This is a genomic window from Teichococcus aestuarii (assembly GCF_042651065.1).
In the GTDB taxonomy this organism is placed as follows: Bacteria; Pseudomonadota; Alphaproteobacteria; order Acetobacterales; family Acetobacteraceae; genus Pseudoroseomonas; species Pseudoroseomonas aestuarii.
The window spans coordinates 73631-97588 of the sequence record NZ_JBHSCH010000003.1 but is presented as its reverse complement, the minus strand read 5'-3'; the positions used below and the strand labels follow the sequence as shown (position 1 = coordinate 97588).

Sequence of the window (23958 nt, the reverse complement as noted above, 5' to 3'; positions counted from 1 at the left end):
CCGGAGGGTTCGGCCCATCCTGTGCGCGAAGGGAAGCCGAGGCCCCGCTCCTGTGCAAGAGGCGATGTGCGGAAGCGGCGCCGCCGGCCAACTCTTGGCAGGCGGAGCGGGCCGGCCTATCCCGCGCCACATGCTTCCCGCCCTCACCCGACGCCTCCGGCAGGCCCGGTCCCGGCATGGCGCGCTGCTCGGGCAGGCGCTGCGCTTCGGCGTCGTCGGCGTCATCGGCTTCATCGTCGATACCGCCACGCTCTACCTAGCGCTGTGGCTGGGCGCCGGGCTGTATGGCGGGCGGGTGCTCTCCTACCTGGCGGCAGCCAGCGGCAACTGGGCGCTGAACCGCGCCTGGACCTTCCGCGCCGCCGGCCGCCCCGCCGGGCGCGCCGGCGCGGCGCGGCAATGGGCGCTGTTCCTGCTGGTGAACCTGGCGGGCTTCGTGGCGAATTACGGCACCTACGCCACCCTCGTGGCGCTGTGGCCGCTGGCCGCGGCGCATCCGGTGGTGGCGGTGGCTGCCGGGTCGCTCGCCGGCATGACGGGGAATTTCCTGTTGAGCCGCCGCTTCGTCTTCCGCGGCGCCTGAGCCGCCCCATCTGCGATGGGCTTTGCGGAAACGCCCCGATGTCCAGAGACGCCACCCTTCCCGCCGCCCCGGCGCCGCGCATCGCGGTTCTGGTGCCCTGCCACAACGAGGCCGTGGCGATCGGCGGCGTGGTGGCCGGCTTCCGCCGGACGCTGCCGCAGGCCTGCGTCTATGTCTATGACAACAATTCCAGCGACGCGACGCGGGAGGTGGCCCGCGCGGCGGGCGCGCAGGTCGGCAGCGAGACGCTGCAGGGCAAGGGGCATGTGGTGCGCCGCATGTTCGCCGACATCGAGGCCGACATCTATGTGCTGGTCGATGGCGACGGCACCTACGACCCCACCGCCGCGCCCGCCATGATCCGCCTGCTGCGCGAGCGGCAGCTCGACATGGTGACGGGGCTGCGCGTCAGCCACGAGACGGCGGCCTACCGGCCGGGCCACCAGCTCGGCAATCGGCTGCTCACCGGGCTGGTGGGGCTGGTCTTCGGCCGCCGCGTCAGCGACATGCTCTCCGGCTACCGGGTGTTCTCGCGCCGCTTCGTCAAATCCTTCCCCGCCCTGGCCACCGGCTTCGAGACGGAGACGGAGTTCACCGTCCACGCGCTGGAGCTGCGCATGCCGGTGGGCGAGATGGTAACGGCCTACGCCGCCCGGCCTGCCGGCTCGGCCTCCAAGCTGCGGACGCTGCGCGACGGCTGGCGCATCCTCGGCACCATCCTCGGCCTGCTGCAGCGGGAGCGGCCGCTGCCCTTCTTCGGCGGGCTGGGGGGGCTGCTCTTCCTGGCCTCGCTCGGCTTCTTCCTGCCGGTCTTCTCCACCTACCTGGAGAGCGGGCTGGTGCCGCGCCTGCCCACCTTCCTGGCCTCGGTGGCCTTCCTGCTGCTGTCCTTCCTCTTCCTGGCCGTCGGGCTGGTGCTGGAGACGGTGACGCGCGGGCGGCAGGAGGCCAAGCGGATCGCCTATCTCGCCATACCCGCGCCGCCGGCGCCGGAGAGCATGGCGCCGGCTGCAACTTCAGCTTTACAGTAAAATGAGGAATGAAACAGATGATGGATTGATGCGTGCCTCGCAGCGCGCATCACGGTAAGGTGCGTCCACTTGCGGCACACTGCCAAGCCGCGTTTTTTTATGTTGGAGTACCAGCCGGACATGTCCGCGCCCCAGCGCATTCGGCCAGAGTCGGCCGCCCAGGCGGATTCCGCCGACCAGACCGAGAGCCCCGCCTCCGGCCTTCCCGAAGGCTTCCGCCCCGCCGCCGGCGAGGACAGGCTGCCTGCCCTGCTCGGCTATGCGCTGGCGGTCGAATCCGGCACCGCGCCCTCCGCCGAGGCCGCCCCCGCCCGCCGCGCCGAGGCCGAGCGGCTGATGCAGGACTGGGCCTACCGCCACCTGCACAACCACCTGGAGCGGCTCCGCGCCGAGGCGGCGCGCGAAGCGCTGGCCGGGCAGCGGCCGCCGCCAGGCTTCCTGACCCTGGTGGCCGCGGTGCTGGCGGGGCTGCTGCTGTTCGCCGCGCTGGCCTGGGTGGCCCTGGCCTTCGGCCTGCACCTTCCCGCGCTGCCCTTCCCGCAGGGGCAGGGCTGAGCGCCATGGCCCTCGCCCCCCGCCCCGGCGCCGCCCCGGTCACGCCGCTCTCGCGCGCCATCGCCGCCTGCCGCAAGGAATTCATCGCCGTCGGCCTGTTCAGCGGCATGGTGAACCTGCTGCAGCTGACCGTCTCCATCTACATGATGCAGGTGTTCGACCGGGTGCTGGCCACCCGCAGCATCGACACCCTGCTGTTCCTCAGCCTCATCGCCATCCTGGCCCTGCTGCTGCTGGCGCTGCTGGAGGCGGTGCGCAGCCGCATCATGCAGCGCAGCGCCGCCTGGATCGAGGCCCGCGTGGCGCCGGAGGGCTTCGAGCGCGCGCTGGAATCCCAGCTCCGCGGCCGCCCCTACCGCATGGAGGCGCTGCGCGACCTGGGCTTCTGCCGCTCCTGGCTCGGCTCGCCCGGGGCGCTGGCGCTCTATGACGTGCCGTGGGTGCCGATCTACCTGGCCGCCATCTTCATGCTGCACCCGGTGATGGGCTTCATCGCCCTCGGCGGCGCGGTGCTGCTGTTCATCCTGACCCTGGTGAACGAGCTGACCACCTCCGCCCTGCTGCGCGAGGCCAACACCGCCAGCATGGCCGGCCAGCGCCGCGCCGACGCGATCGCCCGCAACGCCGAGGTGATCGACAGCATGGGCATGACCTCCTCGGTGATGCGCCGCTGGCGCCAGGCCGTGGCGGACACCGTGGTGCCGCAGGAGAAGGCGGCCGACCGCGCCGCCGTGCTGCTCTCGGCCACCAAGTTCTTCCGCCTCGCCGTGCAGCTCGCCATCCTCGGCGTCGGCGCCTATCTCGTGCTGCAGCAGCAGCTCACCTCGGGCGCCTCGATCGCCGGCTCGATCATCATGGGCCGCGCGCTCGCGCCGGTGGAGCAGCTGATCGGCGGCTGGAAGGGGCTGGTGCAGGCGCGCCAGGCGCTGAAGCGCCTCTCCGCCTTCCTGGCCCTGCCGCGCATCCGCCCGCCCGGTCTGCCGCTGCCCGAGCCGGTCGGCCGCCTCTCGGTCGAGCGCGTCTCCTACGGCATGCCGGGCATGGCGGTGGCCATCATCAAGGGCGTCAACTTCGCGCTCCAGCCGGGCGAGAGCCTGGCCGTGATCGGCCCCTCCGCCGCCGGCAAGACCACGCTGATCCGCCTGCTGATCGGCACGCTGCAGCCCAATGCCGGCAATGTCCGGCTCGACGGCGCCGATGTCTACACCTGGCAGCGCGAGGATTTCGGCCGCCATGTCGGCTACCTGCCGCAGGATGTGGAGCTGTTCGACGGCTCGGTGCTGAGCAACATCGCCCGCATGGGCGACGCCACGCCCGACGCGGTGTTCGAGGCCGCCAAGATGGCCGGCTGCCACGAGATGATCCTGCGCCTGCCGGCCGGCTACGACACCGAGATTGGCGAGGGCGGCCAGCATCTCTCGGGCGGCCAGCGGCAGATGATCGGCCTCGCTCGCGCGCTGTTCGGCCGGCCCAAGCTGGTGGTGCTGGACGAGCCCAACTCCAACCTCGACGGCGATTCCGAGGCCGCCCTGCAGCGCGCGCTCGATGCGCTGAAGGCCCAGGGCACCACGGTGGTGCTGGTCTCCCACCGCCCGGCCCTGGTGCAGGGCGTGGACAAGGTGCTGCTGCTGAAGGACGGCGCCGTGGAGATGTTCGGCCCCCGCGCCGAGGTGCTGAAGCGCCTGATGGCGCCGCCCCGCCCGGCCGAGGTGGCCGCCCCCCCGGCCCAGCCCCGGCTGGCCAACACCAACAGCGGAGGCGCGGCATGAGCGTCACCACCCTTCCTCCGGGCGGCGAGCTGCAGAAGGCCGGCCCCAGCACCCTTCCCCCCGTCGCCCCCGACCTGACCCTGGACGCGCCGCGCCCGCGCACCCGCGGCACGATGCTGTTCGGGCTGGCGGCCACCGTGCTGTTCGTCGGCGGCTTCACCGCCTGGTCGGTGACGGCGCCGCTGGCCGAGGCGGCGATCGCCCCCGGCGAGATCCGCAGCGAGGGCAACCGCCGCACCGTGCAGCACCTCGAGGGCGGCATCGTGCGCGAGATCCTGGCGCGGGACGGCGACAAGGTGAAGGCCGGCCAGGTGCTGATGCGGCTGGACGAGGTCCAGTCCGGCAGCGGGCTGGAGGCGCTGCGCGCCCAGCGCTGGGCCCTGCTGGCGCAGGATGCGCGGCTCCGCGCCGAGGCCGCCGGCGCGCCCGACATCACCTTCCCCCCGGACCTGTCCGGCAGCTCCGACCCGCGCGTGCTGGAGGCGATGACCGGGCAGCGCACCCTGTTCTCCGCCCGCCGGGCGCATCTGAACAGCCAGCTCCAGGTGCTGGAGGCACGGATCTCCCAGCACGAGGCGACCGCCACCTCCGCCCAGGGGCAGATCGCCAGCCAGCGGCGCCAGCTCGCGCTGATCCGGCGCGAGGAGCAGGACGTGCAGACCCTGGTGCGCCAGGGGCTGGAGCGGATGCCGCGCCTGCTGGCGCTGCAGCGCAACGTCGCCTCGCTGGAAGGCAACATGGTCGACCTGATGGGCCAGGTGGAGCGCGCCAACGCCTCGGTCGATGAGGCGCGCAACCAGATCCGCCAGACCCGCGACCAGATCATGGCCGAGATATCCGCCGAGGCGCGCGAGACGCGCAACCGCCTGAACGAGACGGAGGAGAAGCTGCGCGCCGCCCGCGACGTGGCGCAGCGGCGCGAGATCGTCGCGCCGGAGGACGGCACCATCGTCGGCAGCCGCTTCTTCAACCTCGGCGCCGTGGTGCGCGCCGGCGAGCCGGTGATGGAGATCGTCCCCGCCGAGGACCGGCTGGTGGCCGAGGTGCGCCTCTCCCCCACCGACATCGACGTGGTCTATCCCGGGCTGCATTCCGAGGTGCGGCTGCCGGCCTTCAAGCAGCGCCTGGTGCCCTACCTGCATGGCGAGGTGACCTATGTCGCCGAGGATGTCACCCTGGACGAACGCACCCGCATGAGCCATTACCGGGTGCAGATCGCCATCGAGCCGGATCAGCTGGCCCGGCTGGAGAATGTGGCGCTGCGGCCCGGCATGCCGGTCGAGGCGCAGATCCAGACCGGGAGCCGCAGCTTCTTCCGCTACATGATGCAGCCGGTGCTCGACAGCTTCCACCGCGCCTTCCGCGAACAGTAAGCCCAGACTCGCAGGAGTATTCCACCCGATGTCCGACAAGCCCGTCCTGTTCGCCGATGGCGTTCTCGAGGCCAGCGTCAACTACGGCGTGACCCGCATCACCCTGGCGCAGACGGGCTCCGACGGGAAGCCGGTGCCCTGCGGGCAGCTGATGATCCCGGTGGTGCAGCTGCCGGCCTTCGCCAACAGCGTGGTGGCGCTGCTGAAGCAGATCGACGCCAAGGTGAAGCAGGCGCAGCAGCAGGCGGCGCCCGCCGAGCCCGCCGCGCCGGAGCCGCAGGCGGTGCCGGGCTCCTTCCGCTTCTCCGGCTGAGCGCCGGCGCGGCCATGCGGCGCGTGCGGCCGGCGCTGCTGGCGTGCCTCCTGGCGGCCGCCCTCCCCGGCGGTGTGGCGGCGCAGGCGGCGCGGGACTGGGCGGCAGCCTCCCGCCCCGCCGCCGGGCCGCCACGCATCGCCGGCGGCTACGGGCTGGGCTGCATCGCCGGCGCCGTGGCGCTGCCGGCCGATGGGCCGGGCTGGCAGGTGGTGCGGCTCTCCCGCAACCGCTTCTGGGGCCACCCTGACCTCATCGCCTATCTCCGCGGGCTGGGGGCACGCGCCCAGGCCGCCGGGCTGCCGCCCTTCTGGGTCGGCGATCTCGGCCAGCCGCGCGGCGGCCCCATGCCCTGGGGCCATGCCAGCCACCAGATCGGGCTCGACGCCGATATCTGGCTCGACCTGCGGCCCAAGCCCGCCCTGCCCCCCGCCGCCCGCGAGCGGATCGAGGTGCCCTCGGTGGTGCGGGAGGACGGGATGCGCGTGGACCCCGCGCGCTTCACGCCGGCGCATGCGCTGCTGATCCGCCTCGCCGCGGAGCACCCGGCGGTGGACCGCATCTTCGTCAACCCGGCGATCAAGCAGGCGCTGTGCGAGGCCATGCCGGGCGCCGCCTGGCTGCGCCGCGTGCGGCCCTGGCGGGGTCATGATTCACACTTCCACATCCGGCTGCATTGCCCGGAAGGCCAGCCGGGCTGCCAGCCCCAGGCGCCGGTGCCGCCCGGCGACGGATGCGATTCCAGCCTGGCCTGGTGGTTCACGCCCGAGGCCCGCCAGCCCGCGCCGCGCCCCGGCAAGCCGGCGCCGCCACCCGCGCTGCCGGCCGCCTGCACCGGCATCCTGGCTGCGCCTTAAGCTTTACAATCAATGGTTTGTGGTGCTTTTTTGATCCTGCCTCCCGGCAGGATCCGCGGCCTTGCCGGCAGCCTTGTCGCCGGCAGCCTGTCAGCAGCCGCGCAGGCGCAGGGCCAGCACCGGATCATCCGTGGCCATCGCATCCACGCCCAGGGCCAGGGCGCGCTCGATGCTGGCGGCATGGTTGGCGCCCCACACCCCCACCTTCAGCCCGGCCGCGCGCAGCTTGCGCATCAGCCCGTCATCGAGCGCGGCGACATGCGTCTCCACCATGTCGAACCCGTAGGCGCGGGCGACGCCGGTCACGCCCTCGGCGCCGATCTGCCGCAGCAGGGCCGGCTCGAACAGCCAGATGACTCCCGCGAGCCCGCCAGCCTGCATCGCCGCCGCCGCCAGCGTCGCCTCGAAGGCGATGATGCGGCTCTGCGGGCGGATGCCGGCGGCATCCAGAACAGCGAGGGTGCGGGGCAGCAGGGCCGGGTCCGGCGCCACGCCGGGAGCCGTCTTCAGCTCCACCTGGAGTTGCATCGGACGGTCCCGGAACAGCGCCGCCACATCGGCCAGCAACGGCACGCGGGCACCCCCCGCCCCGGCCCCGCGCAGCCGCGTCGCGGCCAGATCCGCCGCCGGGCGCGCCGCCACGGGGCCGTCGCCCTCCGTGGTGCGGTTCAGCGTCGCGTCGTGGATCACCACCGGCACGCCGTCGGCCGAGAGGTGCACGTCGCACTCCGCCTGCTCCACAGCCAGGGAGAGGGTGTTGCGGAAGGCTTCGAGGCTGTTCTCGGGCCAGAGGAAGGCGCCGCCGCGATGGCTGACGATGGCGGTGCCGGCGCCGGCCGGAGCGGCCGTTCGGGGGGCGGGTTCGGTCATGGCCACGCTTCTCTGCCGCAGCATGGCTTCTGGCGCAACGGTGTGCAGCCTTGTATCATTGGTTGAAGCTCTCCGGGAGGTCGTGACATGCCCCTGCTGTTGGTTGCCCACGATCAGTCGCCCGATGGCGCCCTCGCGCTGGAGGACGCCGTATGGCAACTGGCGGAGTCGCACCTCGCCCTTCCTGGCTCGCTCCTGGTGGAAAGCGCGGTTTCGGCGCGCTACCTGGTGGAGCATCTGAAGGGTGCGATGCGCCGGGCGGGCCTGGATGGCGCCCTGCTCGTCGCGCCGGTCACCAGCGCCAACTGGGATGGCCTCTCAGCGGAGGCCGGCGAGTGGCTGCGCACCAGGCTGGCTTGAAGCCGCGCTCGGCCGGGCCGGCCATGCTCGCGCGCCGCGCCCCGCGCCGCCGTTCGTTCCGCCCCGCGATGGCCGCGCTGGGCCTGGCGCTTTCCCTCTGCACGCCCGCCCTGTGCACGCCCCCGTTGGCGGCCGAACCGCAGGAGACCATCACCCTGAAGGTGGTGGGCGGCCTGGCCGGCGTGTCGCAGTACACCCGGTACGAGGAGCCGTTCTGGCGCCACCGCGTCACGGAACTGACCAAGGGCCGCGTCACGGCCGAGATCACACCGTTCGACCGCGCCGGCTTCCGCGCCGAGGAGGTGCTGCCGCTGATGCGGCTCGGCGTCGTTCCCTTCGGCACCGCGCTCGTCGCCGTCGTCTCCAGCGAGGAGCCGGAGTTCAACGCGGTCGACCTGCCGGCGCTCAACCCGGATATCGGCCGGCTGCGCGAGACGGTGCGCCTCTACCGCCCGCACCTGCGCGACATCCTGCAGGAGCGCTACGGGGTCGAGCTGCTCTCGATCTACACCTACCCCGCGCAGGTCACCTGGTGCACGCGGCCCTTCAACGGCCTCAGCGATCTCTCCGGGCGGCGGGTGCGGACCTCCTCGGTGGGGCAGGCGGAGATGTTCGAGGCGCTCGGCGCCACCTCCGTGGTGATTCCCTTCGCTGACACCGTGGCGGCGCTGCGGGCGGGCGTCGTGGAATGCGCCGTCACCGGCACCCTCTCCGGCTACACCGTCGGGCTGCACGAGGTGACGAGCCATGTGCACAGCATGGCGCTGACCTGGGGCGTCTCGATGTTCGGCGCCAACAAGGCAACCTGGGACTCGCTGCCGGCCGATCTGCGGGAGACCATCCGGCAGGGGCTGGCGGAGCTGGAGACCTCCATCTGGGACGCCGCCGCGCAGCAGACGGGCGAGGGCCTCGACTGCAGCGCCGGCCGGCCCGGCTGCACCACCGGGCGGCCCGGCCGCATGACGGTGGTGCCGGTGACGCCGGCCGACCAGCAGCGCCGCCGCCAGCTGCTGATCGAGACGGTGCTGCCCCGCTGGATCGACCGCTGCGGCGAAAGCTGCTCCAGTGCCTGGAATACCTATCTGGGGCCCTCGCTGGGCATCCTGACCCGGCCCGACTGACATGCTGCAATTCCGACGGATCCGGCTGGCCATTCTGCTGGCCGCGGTTGCCCTGCTGCTTGCGCAGTGGTTCGCCACGGCCATGCTGATCGGCCGCTCCCGCGAGGCGGCCATCGGCGTGGCCAGCGACACCGTCCAGCGCGTGGCGCGCGCCGTCGAGGCCTCGCTGAACCGCAACTTCGTGCAGGTGGATGCGGTGCTGGCGGGGCTGCCCGCCATCATCACGCCGCTCGCCACGAATGGCGGCCTGGACAGCGCCCTGCTCGACCGCATCCTGCGCGAGCTGAACAACCAGAACTTCACCTTCCGCGACATCCTGCTGGTGCGGCCGGACGGGGTGCCGCTGGCCACCGGCCTCGCCGTCTCGCGCCGCCGCCCGCTGCCGCTGGCGCTGGACAAGAGCTTCTTCGAAAGCGCGCCGCGCCCGGGCGCCGTGCTGATCGGCGGGCCGTTCCGCAACCCCGCCACCGGGGAGTGGTCGCTCTTCATGGCGCGCCGGGTCGCGCTGCCGGGCCATGGGCTGCTGCTGGCCGTGGCGGAGATGCCGGTGCCGGTGCTCGGCACGCTGCTGGCGGTGGGCGGCGAAGGGGCGGGGCTGCGCATCACGCTGGAGCGCGACGACGGCACGCTGCTGGCCAGCCTGCCGCATGATGAGACGCGCATCGGCACGCGGCTCAGCCCTGGCGCGGCGCAGAGGCTGCAGGAAGCCACCGGCACCGCGGCCACCGAGATGAACAGCCGCTTCGAAAATGGGCGCGTCATCTCGGCGGTGCGGCCGCTGCTCTACCCTGCCCTGTCGCTCTCGGCGAGCATGAAGCTCTCCGCCGCCCTGGCCGAGTGGGAGAAGGAACGCTTCCGCGCGATGGTGATCTCCCTCGGCTTCGCCGCCCTGGTGGCGGCGCTGGGGGGCGCGCTGGCGATGGCGATGCGGCAGCGCGAGAAGGTGGAGGCCGAGCGCATCCGCTGGCGCGCCACGCTGGAGAATGCGCTGGACTCCATGACGGACGGCTTCGTCATGTGGGACGCGAACGACCGGCTCATCGCCTGCAATGCGCGCTACAAGGATTTCTACCGCGTCAGCGCGCCCTTCATCGAGCCCGGCGCGCATTTCGAGGACATCATGCGGGAGGGCTTCCTGCGCGGCCAGTACCCGCAGGCGGGCGACGACCTGCAGGCCTTCCTGGCCGAGATGCGGCGCTGGCACCGCGGCAACAACCCGCCGATGGAGCGGCTGCTGCCCGACGGGCGCTGGGTGCTGATCACCGAGCGGGCGACGCCGGGCGGCGGCACGGTGGGCATCCGCACCGACATCACCGAGCTGAAGCAGGCGATGGAGGAGCTGGCCACCGCGCGCGACGCCGCCGCCGCCGCCGGCGAGGCCAAGAGCCAGTTCCTGGCGCGGATGAGCCATGAGCTGCGCACGCCGCTGAACGGCATCCTGGGCTTCGCCCAGGTGCTGCTGAACGACCCGCGCCTGGCCGCCGACCAGCGCGACCAGCTGCGCACCCTGCACGAGGCCGCGCGCCACCTGCTGGAGCTGGTGAACGGGCTGCTCGACCTTTCCAAGATCGCCGCCGGCCGGCTGGAGCTGCACCCCGCCCCCACCGAGCTGATGCCGCTGCTGGAGCGCAGCGCGGCGCTGCTGACGCCGGAGGTGCAGCGGAAATCGCTGCGCTTCGCGCTGGAGCTGGCGCCGGGCACGCCCGCCAGCGTGCTGGTGGACGCCATGCGGCTGCGCCAGCTGATCCTGAACCTGCTTTCCAACGCGGTGAAGTTCACGCCCTCCGGCGGCCGGGTGACGCTGCGGGCGCGGTCCCTCCCCGGCGCGGACGGCATCCGCCTCGAGGTGGAGGATACCGGCCCCGGCGTGCCGCCCGAGCAGCAGCACCTGCTGTTCCGCGATTTCGTGCAACTCGCCAGCCCCGGCGCGCAGACGCCGGAAGGCGGCGTCGGCACCGGGCTGGGGCTGGCGATCGCGGCGCAGCTGGCGGAGCTGATGGGCGGCCGCATCGGCTGCGACAGCCCGCCGGGCCAGGGCGCCACCTTCTGGGTGGAGTTGCCGCTGCCCACCGCCCTGCCCGCGCCCGCCCACTCTCCGCCCGGCAATGCCGGGCCGGCGCCGGCCGAGTCCGACACCGCCAGCCGGATGCCGCTGCAGGTGCTGGTGGCGGACGACGTGCCGGCCAACCGGCTGGTGGCCCGCGCCATGCTCACCAGTGCCGGGCACCACGTCACCTGCGTCGAGGATGGCGCGGTGGCGCTGTCGGCCGTGCAGCAGGGCGAGTTCGACCTAGTGCTGATGGACCTGCAGATGCCGGTGATGGACGGGCTGGAGGCCACCCGCCGCATCCGCGCCCTGCCGCCGCCGCGCGGCCGCGTGCCGGTGATCGCCGTCACCGCCTCGGCCATGCCGGAGCAGGTGGAGGCCTGCCGCGCCGCCGGCATGGATGGCCATCTGGCCAAGCCGATCGACCGCGAGACGCTGCTGCGCCTGGTGCAGCAATACGCCGACGACCGGCGCACCCGCCCCGGCGCCACGCCGCAGTCGGACGGGGCGCTGGAGCAGGCCGTGCTGGTCGACACCTCCGCCTGCGCCGCACTGGCCGCGGATCTCGGCCCGGCGGCGAGCGCCGTGCTGTGGGAGTTCGTGGCCGAGCTGGGGCGCGGCCAGGAAAGCGTGGCGACGCTGCTGCATACGCTGGACGTGAGCGAGATCCGCCCCACCGCGCACCGCCTGCTGGGCGTTGCCCGCACCATCGGGGCGCGGCGCCTGTCGCGGGCGCTGGAGGATCTGCAGCGCACCGTGGCGCAGTCCGGTTCCCTCAACGAGCCGCTGGCCCGGGTGCAGGCCACGCTGGACGCCACGGTGCCGGCGCTGCGCGGCTGGGTGACCCAGCAATTCGGCCACCCCATGGTCGAGCCCGCCGCGGAGGGCTGAGCCCTCCGCCGGCGGCGGCGTTCAGCCCAGGGTGGCCAGGCGCTCCCCGAGCAGGGCGAAGAAGGCGTCGGCGTCCAGCCGCTCCAGCAGCCGGGCATTGGGCGGGGCCGGGCCGCGCTGCCAGCGGTCGATGCGGGTGCGGCCACGGTCCGGCCCTTCCAGCACCACGGCGGCGGAGACGGGGCGGTGCGTGAACAGCGCCGGCGCCACCAGCCAGGCCACGGCGCAGGGGTCGTGCAGCGGCGCGCCGCGCCCGTCGAACCGGCGGGAGGGCGGCAGGGCGGCGAGGATGTCGGCCGCCGCCCGCAGGCAGCGGCCGCCGCCGCAGGCGCGCAGCGCGGCGGCGCGCGCCGGCGTCACCAGCGCCTGGGCGGTGAGGTCCAGCGTGGCCAGCGTGACGGGCCGGCCGCAGCCGAGCAGCATGGCCAGCGCCTCGGGGTCCATGGCGGCGTTGAACTCGGCGGCGGGGGTCCAGTTCCCCTCGCCCACCGCGCCGGTCATCAGCACGATCTCCGCCACCCGCCCGGCCAGCGCCGGCTCGGTGGCCAGGGCCAGCGCCAGGTTGGTGGCCGGCCCCAGCCCCACCAGCGTGACGCTCTCCGGCGGCGCCGCGCGCAGCCTCTCGCGCAGCACGTCGGCGGCGAGGCCGGGGGCGGCGGCCGGCCCCTCGGGCAGCACCACGCCGCCCAGCCCGTCCTCGCCATGCACCTGGGTCTCCGAGCGGAAGGCGCCGACCAGGGGGCGGTCGGCGCCGCCCACCACCGGCACGGCGCTTCCCCGCGCACCGGCCAGCCCCAGCACGGCGCGGGCGTTGGGCAGGGTCTTCTCCAGCCCCACATTGCCGCCCGCCACGGTGACGAGCCGCAGGTCGATTTCCGGCGACGCAAGCGCCAGCCAGAGCGCGATGGCGTCATCCGTGCCGGGGTCACAATCCAGCAGGATGGTGCGCGGTGCGGCGGTCATGCGGGCAGCTCCGTCTCGACGATGCTGGCCAGGAAGGCGGCACCGGCGGCCAGGGCATCGTCGTTGAAGTCGAAATGCGGGTTGTGGTGGTAGCCCTCGGGGTGGGCGGGCGCGCCGGTGCCGAGCCAGGCATAGGCGCCGGGCCGGACCTCCAGCATGGCGGAGAAATCCTCGCCGGCGGTGATGGCGGGGTAGTCGTCCAGCGCGGCGGCCGCGCCCACCGTGGCGATGGCGGCGTGGTGCATCAGCGCCGCCTGCGCCGGATGGTTCACCGTCGGGCCCAGGCGGCGGGTGTAGGCATACGCCACCGCCACCCCGTGCGTGGCCGCCATGCCGCGCGCGATGCCGCCGATGCGGCGCTCCAGCAGCTCGCGGTTGGCGGCAGTGAGGGCGCGGGCAGTGCCGCGCAGGCGCACCTCGGCCGGGATGACGTTCGGCGCCTCCGGATGGCCCGCCGCCATGTGGCCGACGCTGACCACCCCCACCCCCATCGGGTCCAGCTCGCGCGCCACGATGGAATGCAGGGCGGCGACGAACTGCGCCGCCGCCAGCGTGGCGTCGGTGCCCAGATGCGGCTTGGCGCCGTGGGTGCCACGGCCACGGAACACGGCCTCCCAGGTGTCGGAGGAGGCCAGCACCGGCCCCTTCGGCACGGCGACATGGCCGAGTGGCAGGCCCGGCAGGTTGTGCAGCGCATAGACCGCGTCGGCCGGGAAGCGCGTGAACAGCCCCTCCGCCACCATGCGCTGGCCGCCGCCCCGCGATTCCTCGGCCGGCTGGAACACCAGGTGCACCGTGCCGGCGAAGCGGTGCCGGTTGGCCGCCAGCCACTTCGCGGCGCCGAGCAGCATGGCGGTATGGCCGTCATGGCCGCAGGCGTGCATGCGGCCGGGCACGGTGGATGCGTAGGGCGCCCCGGTGGCCTCGGTCATGGCCAGCGCGTCCATGTCGGCCCGCAGCGCGATGGCGCGGTTGCCGCCCCTGCCGCCCTCCGCGCCGCCACCCTGGCCACGCAGCGTGCCGACCACGCCGGTGCCGGCCAGCCCTTCCGCCGTCTCGATGCCGGCGGCGCGCAGCTCGGCGGCGACGAAGGCGGCGGTGCGGTGCTCCTCGAAGCCCAGCTCCGGATGGGCGTGCAGGTCGCGGCGCCAGGCGGTCATGGCGGGGGCGAGCGGGGCGAGGTCCTCGGGCGTGGGCATGCGGCTCCTGCGGGCTGCGGCGGAATGGGCCGGCCACCATGCCACCGGCCGCCGCGCCCGGCCACACCGCCCCCCCCGGCATTGCTCCGGAGAGGGGAATGCGGCAAGCAAGCGGTTTCGGCCGATGGGGTGCCCTCGCCGCCGACTCTCTCATATGATAAGATGACGTCCTGGCCGGAACGGCCGGAGGAGGAGGCCATCATCATGGACGGACGCAGCGAGGCTGAAGCCACGCCTGGGATCGAGCTGGCACCGCTCTCGCCGCCGGCCAACCTGACGGCGGAGCTCGTCCGCCGGCTGGCCGCCGAGATCCGGGCCGGGCGGCTGCGCCCCGGCGACCGCCTCCCCACCGAACAGGCGCTGATGCGGCAGGCCGGCGTCTCCCGCACCGTGGTGCGCGAGGCCGTGGCCGCGCTGCGCGCCGAGGGGCTGGTCCTGACGCGCCAGGGCGTCGGCGCCTTCGTGGCTGACCCGGCGGCGCGCGGCCAGGTCCGCATCGATCCGGGCGAGATGCGCTCTCTCAACGACGTGCTGCAAGTCATTGAACTGCGTATCGCCATTGAGACCGAGGCGGCCGGGCTGGCGGCCGAGAGGCGCGATCCGGCGGCGCTGGAGCGCATTACCCAGGCCGCCGCCGTGTTCGACCGGGCGGTGGATGCGGGCGAGAGCGCGGTGACGCAGGATCTGGAGTTCCACCGCGCCATCTTCGCCGCCACGGGCAACAGCTTCTTCCCGCGCTTCCTGGAGTTCCTGGGGCCGATGCTGATCCCGCGCCAGACGGTGCGGCCCTATATGGAGGAGCCCTCGGCGCGCACCGCCTATCTGGTGCGGGTGCGGGAGGAGCATGCGCGAATCGCCGCCGCCATCGCCGCCGGCCAGGCGGCTGCCGCGCGTTCCGCCATGCGCCGCCACCTGACGGCAAGCCGCGACCGCTACGCCCGCCTGGCGGGACAGCTCGCCTTGTCCGAACGTGGCTGAGGGCATGCGCCCCGTCAGCAGCATGCGGGCAGGAAAGCTTGAGGAACAACGCGAAAGGCGGCCTTTCTGAGACCGCTGCGGAAGATCCGGGAAGGACTTCAGGAAGAAGAACACTTCCTGCCCCGCCTCCGCCCGGCTCCGCCACGCCGACGTCAGTGCCGCCACGCCAACCTGCACCTCAGCCATCGGAACCAAGTGGCGGAAAATACGGCATTCGCTTGTTGACCAACGTATTGGAACCTTCGTAGAACACCCGAATGGTTGCCGCTTTGTTCGCGACACTGTTCTGGCTGCAGGGAGCCCTCCAATGCTGACGCGCAAGCAACACGAGTTGCTGATGTTCATCGACCGGCACCTGCGCAGCACCGGCTTCTCGCCCTCCTTCGAGGAGATGAAGGACGCGCTGAAGCTGCGCTCCAAATCCGGCATCCACCGCCTGATCACGGCGCTGGAGGAGCGCGGCTTCCTGCGCCGCCGCGCGCACCGGGCCCGCGCGCTGGAGGTGATTCGCCTGCCGGAAGGCGTGGCGCCCGCCCCCCTGCCGCCCATCCTCCAGCCGGAGGAGGCCGCGCCGCCCCGGCCGGGCTTCGCGGCCAATGTCATCCGCGGCAATTTCGCCTCCAACCTGGCCGGCGTGGCCAAGGGCGCGAACGAGGCGGCGGCGGTGAGCCTGCCGCTCTATGGCCGCATCGCCGCCGGCCAGCCGATCGAGGCGCTGCGCGACCAGGGCACCAATGTCGGCGTGCCGGCCGGGCTGCTGGGCAGCGGCGAGCACTATGCGCTGGAGGTGTCCGGCGATTCGATGATCGAGGCCGGCATCCTGGATGGCGACACGGTGATCATCCGCCGGGGCGATACCGCCGACAGCGGCGACGTGGTGGTGGCGCTGGTGGACGACGCGGAGGTGACGCTGAAGCGCCTGCGCCGCCGCAACAACTCCATCGCGCTGGAGGCCGCCAACCCGCGCTACGAAACCCGCATCTTCGGGCCGGACCGGGTGAAGGTGCAGGGCCGGCTGGTGGGGCTGCTGCGCCGCTACTGAGGCGGCGCTACGGCGCGGCTGCGCGCGGACGGGGCGGCGGCGGCACCCAGGGCCGCGCCCCCCGCCAGGCGCGGTCCGAGACCACCCGCGGCGCCTCGCCCGGCCGCAGCCAGACGGCATGCGGCCCATCCCGCCAGACGCTGAAGCGGTCCACCCAGGGCGTGCCCGGGCAGCGGCCGCGGATCGGCTCCGCCGCCACCAGCAGCGCGGCGCCCGTGGCGCAATGCGGCGCTGCCAGCAGCGGCGGCGCCGTCTCGTTCCGGCGCGGCTTCGGCGCGCGCAGCAGCAGGGCCACGGGCCCCTCCGGATATGGCTGGAAGCGGCAGGCTTGCGGCGTGCAGTCCAGCCCGGGGGGGGCGGCCTCGCCATCGCGCAGGGTGTCCGCCTCATCCTCCCCCCAGCCGCGCAGCCAGGCATCCCGCACGAAGGTCGAGCCGCCGCTGGCCTTCTGCACCACCACCCCCGCCGGGGTCCGCAGCGCGATCAGCTTCGCGTCGGCCGAGACCAGCAGGTCCGGCGGCGTGACGAAGGCGCCGCTGGCCAGCCCGGCCACCAGCATGGGCAGGCCCAGCAGCCGCCAGCGCGCGCGCCACAGGCACAGCCATACCAGCGCTGCCGAGGCCAGCAGCAGCCCCCAGCCCGGCATCGGCGTGGCCTGGAGCGCGGCGCCGGGCCAGGCGGCCACGCCGCGCGCCACCAGCAGCACCGCCTCCACCCCCCAGCCCATCGGCGCCAGTGCCCAGGCTTCCAGGCCCAGCGGCATCAGCACCAGCGCCACCAGCCCCGCCGGCATCACCAGGAAGGAAGTGAGCGGCACCGCCACCATGTTGGCCACCACGCCATAGAGCTGCAGCCGGCCGAAATGGTGCAGGCCATAGGGGCTGGTGGCGATGCCGGCCAGCAGCGAGGTGGCCAGCATGCCCAGCAGCAGCACCGCCGGCCGCCGCCACCAGCCGGGCGCGGCACGCAGGCGCGCCAGCCAGGGCGCCATCGCCTCAGCCCCGGCGATCAGCACCAGCACGGCGGCGAAGCTCATCTGGAAGGAGGGGCCGAGCAGCGAGGCCGGGTTGAAGGCCAGCACCACCGCCACCGCCACCGCCAGCGCCCGCAGCGAGAGCGCCCGCCGGCCCACCAGCAGGCCCAGCGTCACCAGCGCGGCCATGGCGAAGCTGCGCTGCATCGGCACCTGCGCCCCGGTCAGCAGCAGGTAGGCGCCACCGAGCGCTAGGCTGCCGGGGGCGGCAAGGCGCGTGCCCTCCACCCGCAGCGCCAGCCAGGGCCACAGCGCCACGCCGAAGCGCAGCACGCCAAAGCCGAGCCCCATGACGATGGCGATGTGCAGGCCCGAGACGGAGAGCAGGTGCGCCAGCCCGGAATCGCGCATCGCCACGATGTCGGCGGGGGGGATGGCGCTCTGCCCACCGGTCAGCAGCGCGGCGGAAATGGCCCCGGCCCCGCCCGACAGCGCCGCCATCACCCGCTGCTCGATGCCGGCGCGCAGCGCGGCGAAAGGCTGCGGCGCCCCGGATTCCGCCAGCCTTTCGGCCGGGCCGAGGGCGAAGCCGGAGCCGCCCTGCCCCTTGAAGAAGGCCTCCCGCTGGAAATCCCAGGCGCCGGGATAGGCGGGGGCGGAGGGCGCACGCAGCAGCGCGCGCAGGCGGATGCGGTCGCCGGGGATGGGGCGCAGCGGATCATTCGCCCGCAGCCGCACGCGCAGCCAGCGCGGCAAGGGCTCGGCACCATCCAGGCGCGGCGCCGCCAGGGTCACGCGCAGGCCCTGCGGCAGGGCCTCCACGGCATCCACCTGGCCTTCCAGGATGACGGCGCGGGAAGGCAGTTCCAGCGGCGGCGGCAGGCGCCCGGCATGCCAGAGCGGCAGCGCGAAGCCCAGCGCCGCCATGCCCGCCAGCGCCACCGGCCAGGCCGCCATCCGCCGGCCGCGCCAGCCCAGCAGCACCGCCAGCAGCAGCAGCGGCCAGGGCAGCCAGAGCCAGCCCCGCCCCGGCTCCGTCCGCCCGGCGAAATAGGCCAGCACCCCGGCGCCCAGCGCCACCGGCAGCCACAGCGGCAGGCGCTGCCATTCCGGCGCCAGCAGGGCCTCGAGACGGGCCGCCAGCAAGGCTCCCCGACGCCAGGAGGCGGCAAAGCCGCGCAGCACCGGCATGGAGGCGATCAAGACGGTCACGGTTTATCAACCATTGCGCGCACTCTACAGCAGCGCCCTGCGGTGGTAGAAGCATTGGCTCGAAGGAATTGGCCGAGCAATGACCGTACGCACCCGTTTCGCCCCCTCCCCGACCGGGTATCTGCACATCGGGGGGGCGCGCACCGCCCTCTTCAACTTCCTCTTCGCGCGCCACCATGGCGGGCAGTACCTGCTGCGCATCGAGGACACCGACCGCGCCCGCTCCACGCCGGAAGCGGTGCAGCAGATCCTGGACAGCCTGGAATGGCTCGGCCTCAGCCCGGACGAGCCGCCGGTGATGCAGACCGCGCAGGAAGCCCGCCACGCCGAGGTGGCCCGCCAGCTGCTGGCCGAAGGCAAGGCCTACCAGTGCTTCTGCACGCCGGAGGAGCTGGCGGAGATGCGCGAGACGGCCATGAAGGAAGGCCGCCCGCCGCGCTACGATGGCCGCTGGCGCGACCGCGACCCGGCCGAGGCGCCGGCGGGCGTGAAGCCCGTCATCCGCATTAAGGCCCCGCGCGAGGGCGAGACGGTGATCCACGACCTCGTCCAGGGCGAGGTGCGGGTGCAGAACACCGAGCTGGACGACATGATCATCCTGCGCTCGGACGGCACGCCCACCTACCTGCACGCCGTGGTGGTGGACGACCACGACATGGCCATCACCCATGTCATCCGCGGCGACGACCACCTGACCAACACCTTCCGCCAGGTGATGGTCTATGACGCGATGGGCTGGCACCGGCCGCGCTTCGCCCACATCCCGCTGATCCACGGCGCGGACGGCGCCAAGCTTTCCAAGCGCCACGGCGCGGTGGGCGCGCTGGAGTTCCGCGACCAGGGCTTCCTGCCGGAGGCGGTGTGCAACTACCTCCTCCGCCTCGGCTGGGGCCATGGCGACGAGGAGTTCGTGCCGCGCGACCGCGCCATCGAACTGTTCGACCTGGACGGCGTCGGCCGCGCCGCCAGCCGGATGGACTACGCCAAGCTCACCCACCTGAACGCGCAGTACCTGCGCCAGAAGGACGCGGACGCGGTAACGGGCGAGGTGCTGGAGATCCTGCGCCGCAACGGCCCGCTGCCGCGCGGTGCCGCCACCACCATCCGCGCGCTGATGCCGGACATCCAGCCGCGCGCCCGCACGCTGGTGGAGGCGGCCGCCATGTGCGGCTTCGCCATCGCCAGCATCCCGCTCACCTTCGAGCCGAAGGCGCAGGCGCAGCTGAACAACGAGGCCAAGGCGCGGCTGCTCGACCTCGCCGAGTTCCTCTCCGAGGCGCCCTGGGAGCGTGCCGATCTCGACAAGTGGCTGCGCGACTATGCCGAGGTGAAGGAGATGAAGCTCGGCGCCGTGGCGCAGCCGCTGCGCGCGGCGCTGACCGGCAGCACGCAGTCGCCGCCGATCGACGCGGTGCTGTTCGCGCTGGGGCGCGAGGAAGCGCTGGCGCGGATGCGCGCCGCCGCCGGCGCCTGAACCGGCGGGCCGGGCGGCGCGCCGCCCGGCCCTGCCCGCCTCACCCGAAGGCGGCGAACACCTTCCGGTCCCGGCTGTCCTGCATCAGCTTGGTGATGCTGGGCACCTTCTCGAAGCCGAGGCCGGTGGGCAGCCCGTCCGGCTCCTCGGGCGCGGCCACTTTGGCGTAGCTGTCGCCGCCCACCTTCTCCCACTTCCCCGCCGGCTTCTTGACCTCGAGGTTGACCACCGTCGCCTTGAACACCAGCCGCACGATCGCCTCCTTCGGCGCGCTCGGCTTGGCCAGGCTCGGATGGCCGCCGATCATCTCCCAGCCATTCTTCAGCGACCAAGCCGTCAGCGCGTCCTTGTCCATCATCGGTGCATGCTCCTGTTCCGTGGGCGTTCATGCGCCGGAATGCGGTGGCGCGACAGGCATTTCCTGTCGCACCGGCCCTTTCCCTCGGCGCCGCGCGGGTTCATGTAGCCGCTTTCGACAGGTGTGGACGGCGTTCCCGCCGCCGCGCGCCGGGCAACCGGGAGTAGGACCGACGTGAACGAAAGCCTTCTGAACCGCCTGCGGGCCATGCAGCCCGAGCTGGCCGCCATCCGCCAGGACATCCACGCCAATCCCGAGATCGGCATGGAGGAGAAGCGGACCGCGGCGCTGGTGGCGGAGAAGCTCCGGGGCTGGGGCCTCGAGGTCACCGAGCAGGTCGGCCGCCACGGCGTGGTGGGCACGCTGAAGGGGCGCCTGCCCGGCCAGCACGCCATCGGCCTGCGCGCCGACATGGATGCGCTAATGATCCACGAGGCCACCGGCAAGCCCTACGCCTCGGTGAACGAGGGGCTGATGCATGCCTGCGGGCATGATGGCCACACCACCATGCTGCTGGGCGCGGCGAAGTACCTGTCCGAGAACCGCGACTTCGGCGGCACCGTGCAGTTCATCTTCCAGCCGGCCGAGGAAGGCCGCGGCGGCGCCAAGGCGATGCTGGCGGACGGGCTGTTCGAGCGCTTCCCCGTCGATGCCGTCTATGGGCTGCACAACATGCCGGAAATGCCGCTCGGGCAGTTCGGCATCCGCCCCGGCCCCTTCATGGCGGCGCCGGACCGCTGGGTGGTCACCTTCCGCGGCACGGGCGGGCATGGCGGCGCGGCGGCGCATCTCTCGACCGACGTGACGGTGCTGCAGGCGCAGTTCATCATGGCGCTGCAGACGGTGGTGAGCCGCAACGTGGCGGCGGTCGATTCCGCCGTCATCAGCGTCGGCGCCATCGCCGGCGGCTCCTTCGGCTCCACCAACGTGATGCCGGCCGAGATCCGCGTCGGCGGCACGGCGCGCTCCTTCACCCCCGCCGTGCGGGAAACGATGGAGCGCCGCATGACCGAGCTGGCGCAGGGCCTCGCCGCCAGCTTCGGCTGCACGGCCGAGGTGGAGTACCGCCGCAACGGCACGCCGCTGGTGAACCATGCCGAGCAGACGGCGCTGGCCGCCAGTGCCGCCGCCAGCCTGGTGGGCGCCGGCATGGTGCAGGACGACGCGCCGCCCGTCACGGGGGGCGAGGATTTCGCCTACATGCTGGAGCGGAAGCCCGGCGCCTTCATCTTCATGGGCCAGGGCGCCGGCGGTGCCACCGCCGAGGGGCTGCACACACCGACCTACGACTTCAACGACGACGCCATCCCCTACGGCGCCGGCTACTGGGTCAGCCTGGTGCAGCAGGAGCTGGGCGGCCGGAAGAGCTGAAAGAAGGCGGGGCCGGGCGCAAAGCCCGGCCCCGCCGGAAGCGTCAGCCGCGCGGCTTCACGTCCATGGCGCGCGTCATCTCGTCGGCGCGCGGCGTGTGCTGCAGCGTGTCGCGCAGCGCCCACAAATTCACCTGGTGGTGCAGCGGGATATAGGCGAAGTCCTCCGCGATCAGCTTGGACATCTGCTGGAACAGCGCCTCGCGCTTCTCGTCGTCCACCGTCTCCAGCGCCCGGGTCAGCAGCGCGTCGAATTCCTTGTTCGAATAGAGCGTGTGGTTGACCGAGCCCCAGCCCTTGCTGCGGTCGCGCGTGGCGAACTGGCCGCGCATGCCGGCCGAGGGCTCGCCCACCGAATTGGCCCAGCCGCTGAGCGCGATCGAATTGTCCTGCTGCGCCGTGCGGGAGAAGAAGACGGAGGAGGGCATGGTGTCCACCACCGGCTTGACGCCGATGCGCGCCCACATCTGGCCGATGGTCTGCGCGATGATGGAGTCGTTCACGTAGCGGTTGTTGGGCGCCAGCAGCGTGATCTGCAACCCGTCCGGGAAGCCCGCCTCGGCCAGCAGCCGCTTCGCGCGGGCGGGGTCGTAGGGCGGCGGCGCCACGTCCGGGGCGTAGCCGAAGGTGCCTTCCGGCATCATCTGCCCCGTCGGGTTGGCGGCGCCCGACATCACCCGGTCGGCGATGCCCTTGCGGTTGATGGCGATGGACAGCGCCTCGCGCACGCGGCGGTCGAGGAAGGGGTTCTTCTCCAGCTTCTCGCCGTTCGGTCCCGTGACATAGGGCGTCTGCTCGCGCATGTCGTAGCGCATCAGGATGCTGCGCAGGCTGTTGGCGCGGGAGATGTGGAGGCCGCTCTCCTTCTCCAGCCCGGCGACATCCTGCGTCGGCACGCTGTCGATCATGTCCACGTCGCCGGCACGCAGCGCGGCGACGCGCGCGCCGTTGCTCGGGATCATGCGGTAGTCCACCCGCTCCCAGGTGGGGCGGCCGCCCCAGTAGGCATCGTTGCGCACGAACATGGCGCGGGTGCCGTGGTCGTAGCGCTCCAGCCGATAGGGGCCGGTGCCCATGGCGGCCTTGCCGCCGTTGAAGTCGGAGGTGGAGACCTCGTCGCCCAGGCCGCGCCAGATCACCGCCACCTGCGTCAGGTCGGTGGGCAGCAGCGGGTGCACCTTATCGGTGTGCAGCCGCACCGTGTGCGGGTCCACCACCTCCACGCGCGTGATGCTGCGGGTGTAGATGGCGTAGGAGCCGGGGCTGTTCGCCACCTTCGGCACGCGGGCGAGGGTGTTCACCACATCCTCGGCGGTGAAGGGCTCGCCATTGTGCCAGGTCACGCCGCGGCGCAGCTTCAGCTCCCAGGTGAGGTCGTCGATCGCCTTCCAGCTCTCGGCCAGGCCCGGCACGGGGCGGCTGTCCGGCGTACGGTCGATCAGGCTCTCGAACACATGGTCGGCCAGCGCGGCGTTCGGCGTCAGCGTGTGGTAGTGCGGGTCGAAGGAGGTGGCGGGCGCGGCCACCGCCAGGCGCAGGGTCTGCGCCCCGGCCGGCATGGCGGCGGCGCCGAGGCCGAGGGAGACGAGGAGGGCGGCGGCGGCCCGTTCGGTGCGTCGCATCGTGAAAGCTCCCGTTCCGGCACCGGAGATCCCGGGCCGTTTGCAGCGGCCGTGTTGGCCATTCTTCTTGTCGTGCCGGACACTGGACCAGCCACGCGCCCGCCCTGTCAACGCCCATAAGCCCGTGCCCACGCTCGCGGGGCGGCGCCTGGAGGCCGACTGGACGGCAGGATGGAATGCCGCTTTCCTGCCCTGGATGAGCGGGAGCGAAGCGGGATGGCCAGGATTCGAGGAGGGCCGCATGGCCGGACCTCCGGTACCTGGGCCTTCGGCAGCCGGACCTTCGGCAGCCGGATTGGCCCCGGCGAGCTCACCTCCCCCGATTGCGCCGATTTTCCAGCGAGGTTGAAGCGATGCGGCTTGCCCTGATCCACGCCCTGCGGCATTCGCCGCCCCCCATCGAGGCGGCGCTGGCCCGGCTCTGGCCGGAGGCGCGGCCGATGAACCTGCTGGATGACAGCCTCTCCGCCGATCTGGCGCGCGACGGGGCGCTGACCCCGGACATGACCGAGCGCTTCCAGGCCCTGGCGGATTACGCGGTCGGCACTGGGGCGCGCGGCATCCTGTTCACCTGCTCGGCTTTCGGCCCCTGTATCGAGGCGGTGGCCGCGCGCCACGCCACCCTGCCGGTGCTGAAGCCCAACGAGGCGATGATCGAGGAGGCGGCCGCCACGGGCCGGCGCATCGGCCTGCTCGCCACCTTCGCGCCGACGCTCGATTCCATGCCGCCCGAATTCCCGCCCGGCCTCGAGGTGGTGCCCTGCTTGGCCGAAGGCGCGCTGGCCGCGCTCGACGCGGGCGACACGGCGGCGCATGACCGGCTTGCCGCCGAGGCGGCCCGCAGCCTGGCGGGGTGCGATGCGATCGCGCTGGCACAGTTCAGCCTGGCGCGCGCCGCCACCGCCGTGGCGGCGGCCACCGGCCTGCCGGTGCTGACCACGCCGGACAGCGCCGTGCGCAAGCTGCGCCGCCTGCTTGCTGCCTGAGAAGCCGGCCG

The 23958-nt window shown here is 73.1% G+C and carries 21 protein-coding genes; 15 read left to right on the top strand and 6 right to left on the bottom strand.

The features are described 5' to 3' along the window. Positions 1-130 precede the first annotated feature (130 nt). The 7 genes from ACFOY6_RS02485 (at position 131) to mepA (ending at position 6481) form a co-directional block, all read left to right on the top strand. The gene (locus ACFOY6_RS02485; RefSeq protein ID WP_379648732.1) at positions 131-583 is read left to right on the top strand and encodes a GtrA family protein; all 453 of its coding nucleotides are present in this window, start codon (positions 131-133) and stop codon (positions 581-583) included. 38 nt (positions 584-621) lie between these two features. Then, complete coding sequence (locus ACFOY6_RS02480; protein WP_379648730.1) at positions 622-1614, top strand: glycosyltransferase; 993 nt, start codon at positions 622-624, stop codon at positions 1612-1614. A gap of 120 nt (positions 1615-1734) precedes the next feature. Next, positions 1735-2169 (top strand): hypothetical protein, encoded by a 435-nt coding sequence (locus ACFOY6_RS02475; RefSeq protein WP_379634050.1) that lies wholly within the window; start codon positions 1735-1737, stop codon positions 2167-2169. Between the two features lie 5 nt (positions 2170-2174). Next, positions 2175-3938 carry a type I secretion system permease/ATPase gene (locus ACFOY6_RS02470; RefSeq protein WP_109517703.1) on the top strand — a complete coding sequence of 588 codons (1764 nt, stop codon included), beginning with the start codon at positions 2175-2177 and terminating at the stop codon, positions 3936-3938. Further along, positions 3935-5311 (top strand): HlyD family type I secretion periplasmic adaptor subunit, encoded by a 1377-nt coding sequence (locus ACFOY6_RS02465; RefSeq protein WP_109517702.1) that lies wholly within the window; start codon positions 3935-3937, stop codon positions 5309-5311. Before ACFOY6_RS02470 ends, ACFOY6_RS02465 begins: the two co-directional genes overlap by 4 nt. Before the next feature lie 28 nt (positions 5312-5339). Beyond that, a complete protein-coding gene (locus ACFOY6_RS02460) occupies positions 5340-5624 on the top strand; it encodes a hypothetical protein (RefSeq protein ID WP_379634042.1) in 285 nt (94 codons plus the stop codon). A gap of 14 nt (positions 5625-5638) precedes the next feature. Further along, entirely contained in the window at positions 5639-6481 is an 843-nt protein-coding gene (mepA, locus tag ACFOY6_RS02455; protein WP_379648727.1) for a penicillin-insensitive murein endopeptidase, read from the top strand. A 90-nt stretch (positions 6482-6571) separates the two neighbouring features. Here mepA and ACFOY6_RS02450 read toward each other — a convergent pair whose 3' ends face one another. Beyond that, positions 6572-7351: a glycerophosphodiester phosphodiesterase gene (locus ACFOY6_RS02450; RefSeq protein ID WP_379648725.1), complete on the bottom strand. Its 780-nt coding sequence runs from the start codon at positions 7349-7351 to the stop codon at positions 6572-6574. Positions 7352-7438: 87 nt separating this feature from the next. Between ACFOY6_RS02450 and ACFOY6_RS02445 the strand changes: the two genes are divergently transcribed. Genes ACFOY6_RS02445 through ACFOY6_RS02435 form a run of 3 tightly spaced genes read left to right on the top strand, consistent with a single transcriptional unit; the run spans position 7439 to position 11770 of the window. Further along, entirely contained in the window at positions 7439-7711 is a 273-nt protein-coding gene (locus tag ACFOY6_RS02445; protein ID WP_109517699.1) for a hypothetical protein, read from the top strand. A 23-nt stretch (positions 7712-7734) separates the two neighbouring features. Continuing rightward, the gene (locus tag ACFOY6_RS02440) at positions 7735-8832 is read left to right on the top strand and encodes a TRAP transporter substrate-binding protein (protein ID WP_379648723.1); all 1098 of its coding nucleotides are present in this window, start codon (positions 7735-7737) and stop codon (positions 8830-8832) included. Position 8833: 1 nt separating this feature from the next. Beyond that, positions 8834-11770, top strand: coding sequence for an ATP-binding protein (locus ACFOY6_RS02435; RefSeq protein WP_379648721.1), 2937 nt, complete (start codon positions 8834-8836; stop codon positions 11768-11770). Between the two features lie 21 nt (positions 11771-11791). On the opposite strand, the gene ACFOY6_RS02430 is transcribed toward ACFOY6_RS02435, so the two are convergent. Together ACFOY6_RS02430 and ACFOY6_RS02425 are read right to left on the bottom strand one after the other, a co-directional pair. Further along, entirely contained in the window at positions 11792-12733 is a 942-nt protein-coding gene (locus ACFOY6_RS02430) for a nucleoside hydrolase (RefSeq protein ID WP_379648719.1), read from the bottom strand. Continuing rightward, positions 12730-13932 carry an amidohydrolase gene (locus ACFOY6_RS02425; protein WP_379648717.1) on the bottom strand — a complete coding sequence of 401 codons (1203 nt, stop codon included), beginning with the start codon at positions 13930-13932 and terminating at the stop codon, positions 12730-12732. The genes ACFOY6_RS02430 and ACFOY6_RS02425 overlap by 4 nt, the downstream gene beginning before the upstream one ends. 204 nt (positions 13933-14136) lie before the next feature. Between ACFOY6_RS02425 and ACFOY6_RS02420 the strand changes: the two genes are divergently transcribed. Both ACFOY6_RS02420 and ACFOY6_RS02415 read left to right on the top strand, forming a co-directional pair. Further along, positions 14137-14910, top strand: coding sequence for a FadR/GntR family transcriptional regulator (locus ACFOY6_RS02420; RefSeq protein WP_109517761.1), 774 nt, complete (start codon positions 14137-14139; stop codon positions 14908-14910). Positions 14911-15217: 307 nt separating this feature from the next. Then, complete coding sequence (locus tag ACFOY6_RS02415; protein WP_109517696.1) at positions 15218-15952, top strand: LexA family protein; 735 nt, start codon at positions 15218-15220, stop codon at positions 15950-15952. A gap of 7 nt (positions 15953-15959) precedes the next feature. On the opposite strand, the gene ACFOY6_RS02410 is transcribed toward ACFOY6_RS02415, so the two are convergent. Continuing rightward, the gene (locus ACFOY6_RS02410) at positions 15960-18137 is read right to left on the bottom strand and encodes a ComEC/Rec2 family competence protein (RefSeq protein ID WP_379648714.1); all 2178 of its coding nucleotides are present in this window, start codon (positions 18135-18137) and stop codon (positions 15960-15962) included. Between the two features lie 79 nt (positions 18138-18216). Between ACFOY6_RS02410 and gltX the strand changes: the two genes are divergently transcribed. After that, positions 18217-19611 (top strand): glutamate--tRNA ligase, encoded by a 1395-nt coding sequence (gltX, locus tag ACFOY6_RS02405; RefSeq protein ID WP_379648712.1) that lies wholly within the window; start codon positions 18217-18219, stop codon positions 19609-19611. Positions 19612-19651: 40 nt separating this feature from the next. On the opposite strand, the gene ACFOY6_RS02400 is transcribed toward gltX, so the two are convergent. Continuing rightward, complete coding sequence (locus tag ACFOY6_RS02400) at positions 19652-19969, bottom strand: hypothetical protein (protein WP_379634030.1); 318 nt, start codon at positions 19967-19969, stop codon at positions 19652-19654. Between the two features lie 174 nt (positions 19970-20143). Here ACFOY6_RS02400 and ACFOY6_RS02395 point away from each other — a divergent pair, with 174 nt between their 5' ends. After that, positions 20144-21340: a M20 aminoacylase family protein gene (locus ACFOY6_RS02395; RefSeq protein WP_379634028.1), complete on the top strand. Its 1197-nt coding sequence runs from the start codon at positions 20144-20146 to the stop codon at positions 21338-21340. 43 nt (positions 21341-21383) lie between these two features. Here the strand turns inward: ACFOY6_RS02395 and ACFOY6_RS02390 are convergent, their stop codons facing one another. Further along, a complete protein-coding gene (locus tag ACFOY6_RS02390; protein ID WP_109517693.1) occupies positions 21384-22961 on the bottom strand; it encodes an ABC transporter substrate-binding protein in 1578 nt (525 codons plus the stop codon). 353 nt (positions 22962-23314) lie between these two features. Between ACFOY6_RS02390 and ACFOY6_RS02385 the strand changes: the two genes are divergently transcribed. Then, the gene (locus ACFOY6_RS02385; RefSeq protein ID WP_379648710.1) at positions 23315-23947 is read left to right on the top strand and encodes an arylsulfatase; all 633 of its coding nucleotides are present in this window, start codon (positions 23315-23317) and stop codon (positions 23945-23947) included. The last annotated feature ends 11 nt before the right edge of the window (positions 23948-23958 follow it).

Excerpts from the sequence above, each read along its gene's own strand:
- ACFOY6_RS02485 (WP_379648732.1), top strand. The coding sequence starts at position 131 with ATGCTTCCCGCCCTCACCCGACGCCTCCGGCAGGCCCGGTCCCGGCAT.
- ACFOY6_RS02480 (WP_379648730.1), top strand. The coding sequence starts at position 622 with ATGTCCAGAGACGCCACCCTTCCCGCCGCCCCGGCGCCGCGCATCGCG.
- ACFOY6_RS02475 (WP_379634050.1), top strand. The coding sequence starts at position 1,735 with ATGTCCGCGCCCCAGCGCATTCGGCCAGAGTCGGCCGCCCAGGCGGAT.
- ACFOY6_RS02470 (WP_109517703.1), top strand. The coding sequence starts at position 2,175 with ATGGCCCTCGCCCCCCGCCCCGGCGCCGCCCCGGTCACGCCGCTCTCG.
- ACFOY6_RS02465 (WP_109517702.1), top strand. The coding sequence starts at position 3,935 with ATGAGCGTCACCACCCTTCCTCCGGGCGGCGAGCTGCAGAAGGCCGGC.
- ACFOY6_RS02460 (WP_379634042.1), top strand. The coding sequence starts at position 5,340 with ATGTCCGACAAGCCCGTCCTGTTCGCCGATGGCGTTCTCGAGGCCAGC.
- mepA (WP_379648727.1), top strand. The coding sequence starts at position 5,639 with ATGCGGCGCGTGCGGCCGGCGCTGCTGGCGTGCCTCCTGGCGGCCGCC.
- ACFOY6_RS02450 (WP_379648725.1), bottom strand. The coding sequence starts at position 7,351 with ATGACCGAACCCGCCCCCCGAACGGCCGCTCCGGCCGGCGCCGGCACC.
- ACFOY6_RS02445 (WP_109517699.1), top strand. The coding sequence starts at position 7,439 with ATGCCCCTGCTGTTGGTTGCCCACGATCAGTCGCCCGATGGCGCCCTC.
- ACFOY6_RS02440 (WP_379648723.1), top strand. The coding sequence starts at position 7,735 with ATGCTCGCGCGCCGCGCCCCGCGCCGCCGTTCGTTCCGCCCCGCGATG.
- ACFOY6_RS02435 (WP_379648721.1), top strand. The coding sequence starts at position 8,834 with ATGCTGCAATTCCGACGGATCCGGCTGGCCATTCTGCTGGCCGCGGTT.
- ACFOY6_RS02430 (WP_379648719.1), bottom strand. The coding sequence starts at position 12,733 with ATGACCGCCGCACCGCGCACCATCCTGCTGGATTGTGACCCCGGCACG.
- ACFOY6_RS02425 (WP_379648717.1), bottom strand. The coding sequence starts at position 13,932 with ATGCCCACGCCCGAGGACCTCGCCCCGCTCGCCCCCGCCATGACCGCC.
- ACFOY6_RS02420 (WP_109517761.1), top strand. The coding sequence starts at position 14,137 with ATGGACGGACGCAGCGAGGCTGAAGCCACGCCTGGGATCGAGCTGGCA.
- ACFOY6_RS02415 (WP_109517696.1), top strand. The coding sequence starts at position 15,218 with ATGCTGACGCGCAAGCAACACGAGTTGCTGATGTTCATCGACCGGCAC.
- gltX (WP_379648712.1), top strand. The coding sequence starts at position 18,217 with ATGACCGTACGCACCCGTTTCGCCCCCTCCCCGACCGGGTATCTGCAC.
- ACFOY6_RS02400 (WP_379634030.1), bottom strand. The coding sequence starts at position 19,969 with ATGATGGACAAGGACGCGCTGACGGCTTGGTCGCTGAAGAATGGCTGG.
- ACFOY6_RS02390 (WP_109517693.1), bottom strand. The coding sequence starts at position 22,961 with ATGCGACGCACCGAACGGGCCGCCGCCGCCCTCCTCGTCTCCCTCGGC.
- ACFOY6_RS02385 (WP_379648710.1), top strand. The coding sequence starts at position 23,315 with ATGCGGCTTGCCCTGATCCACGCCCTGCGGCATTCGCCGCCCCCCATC.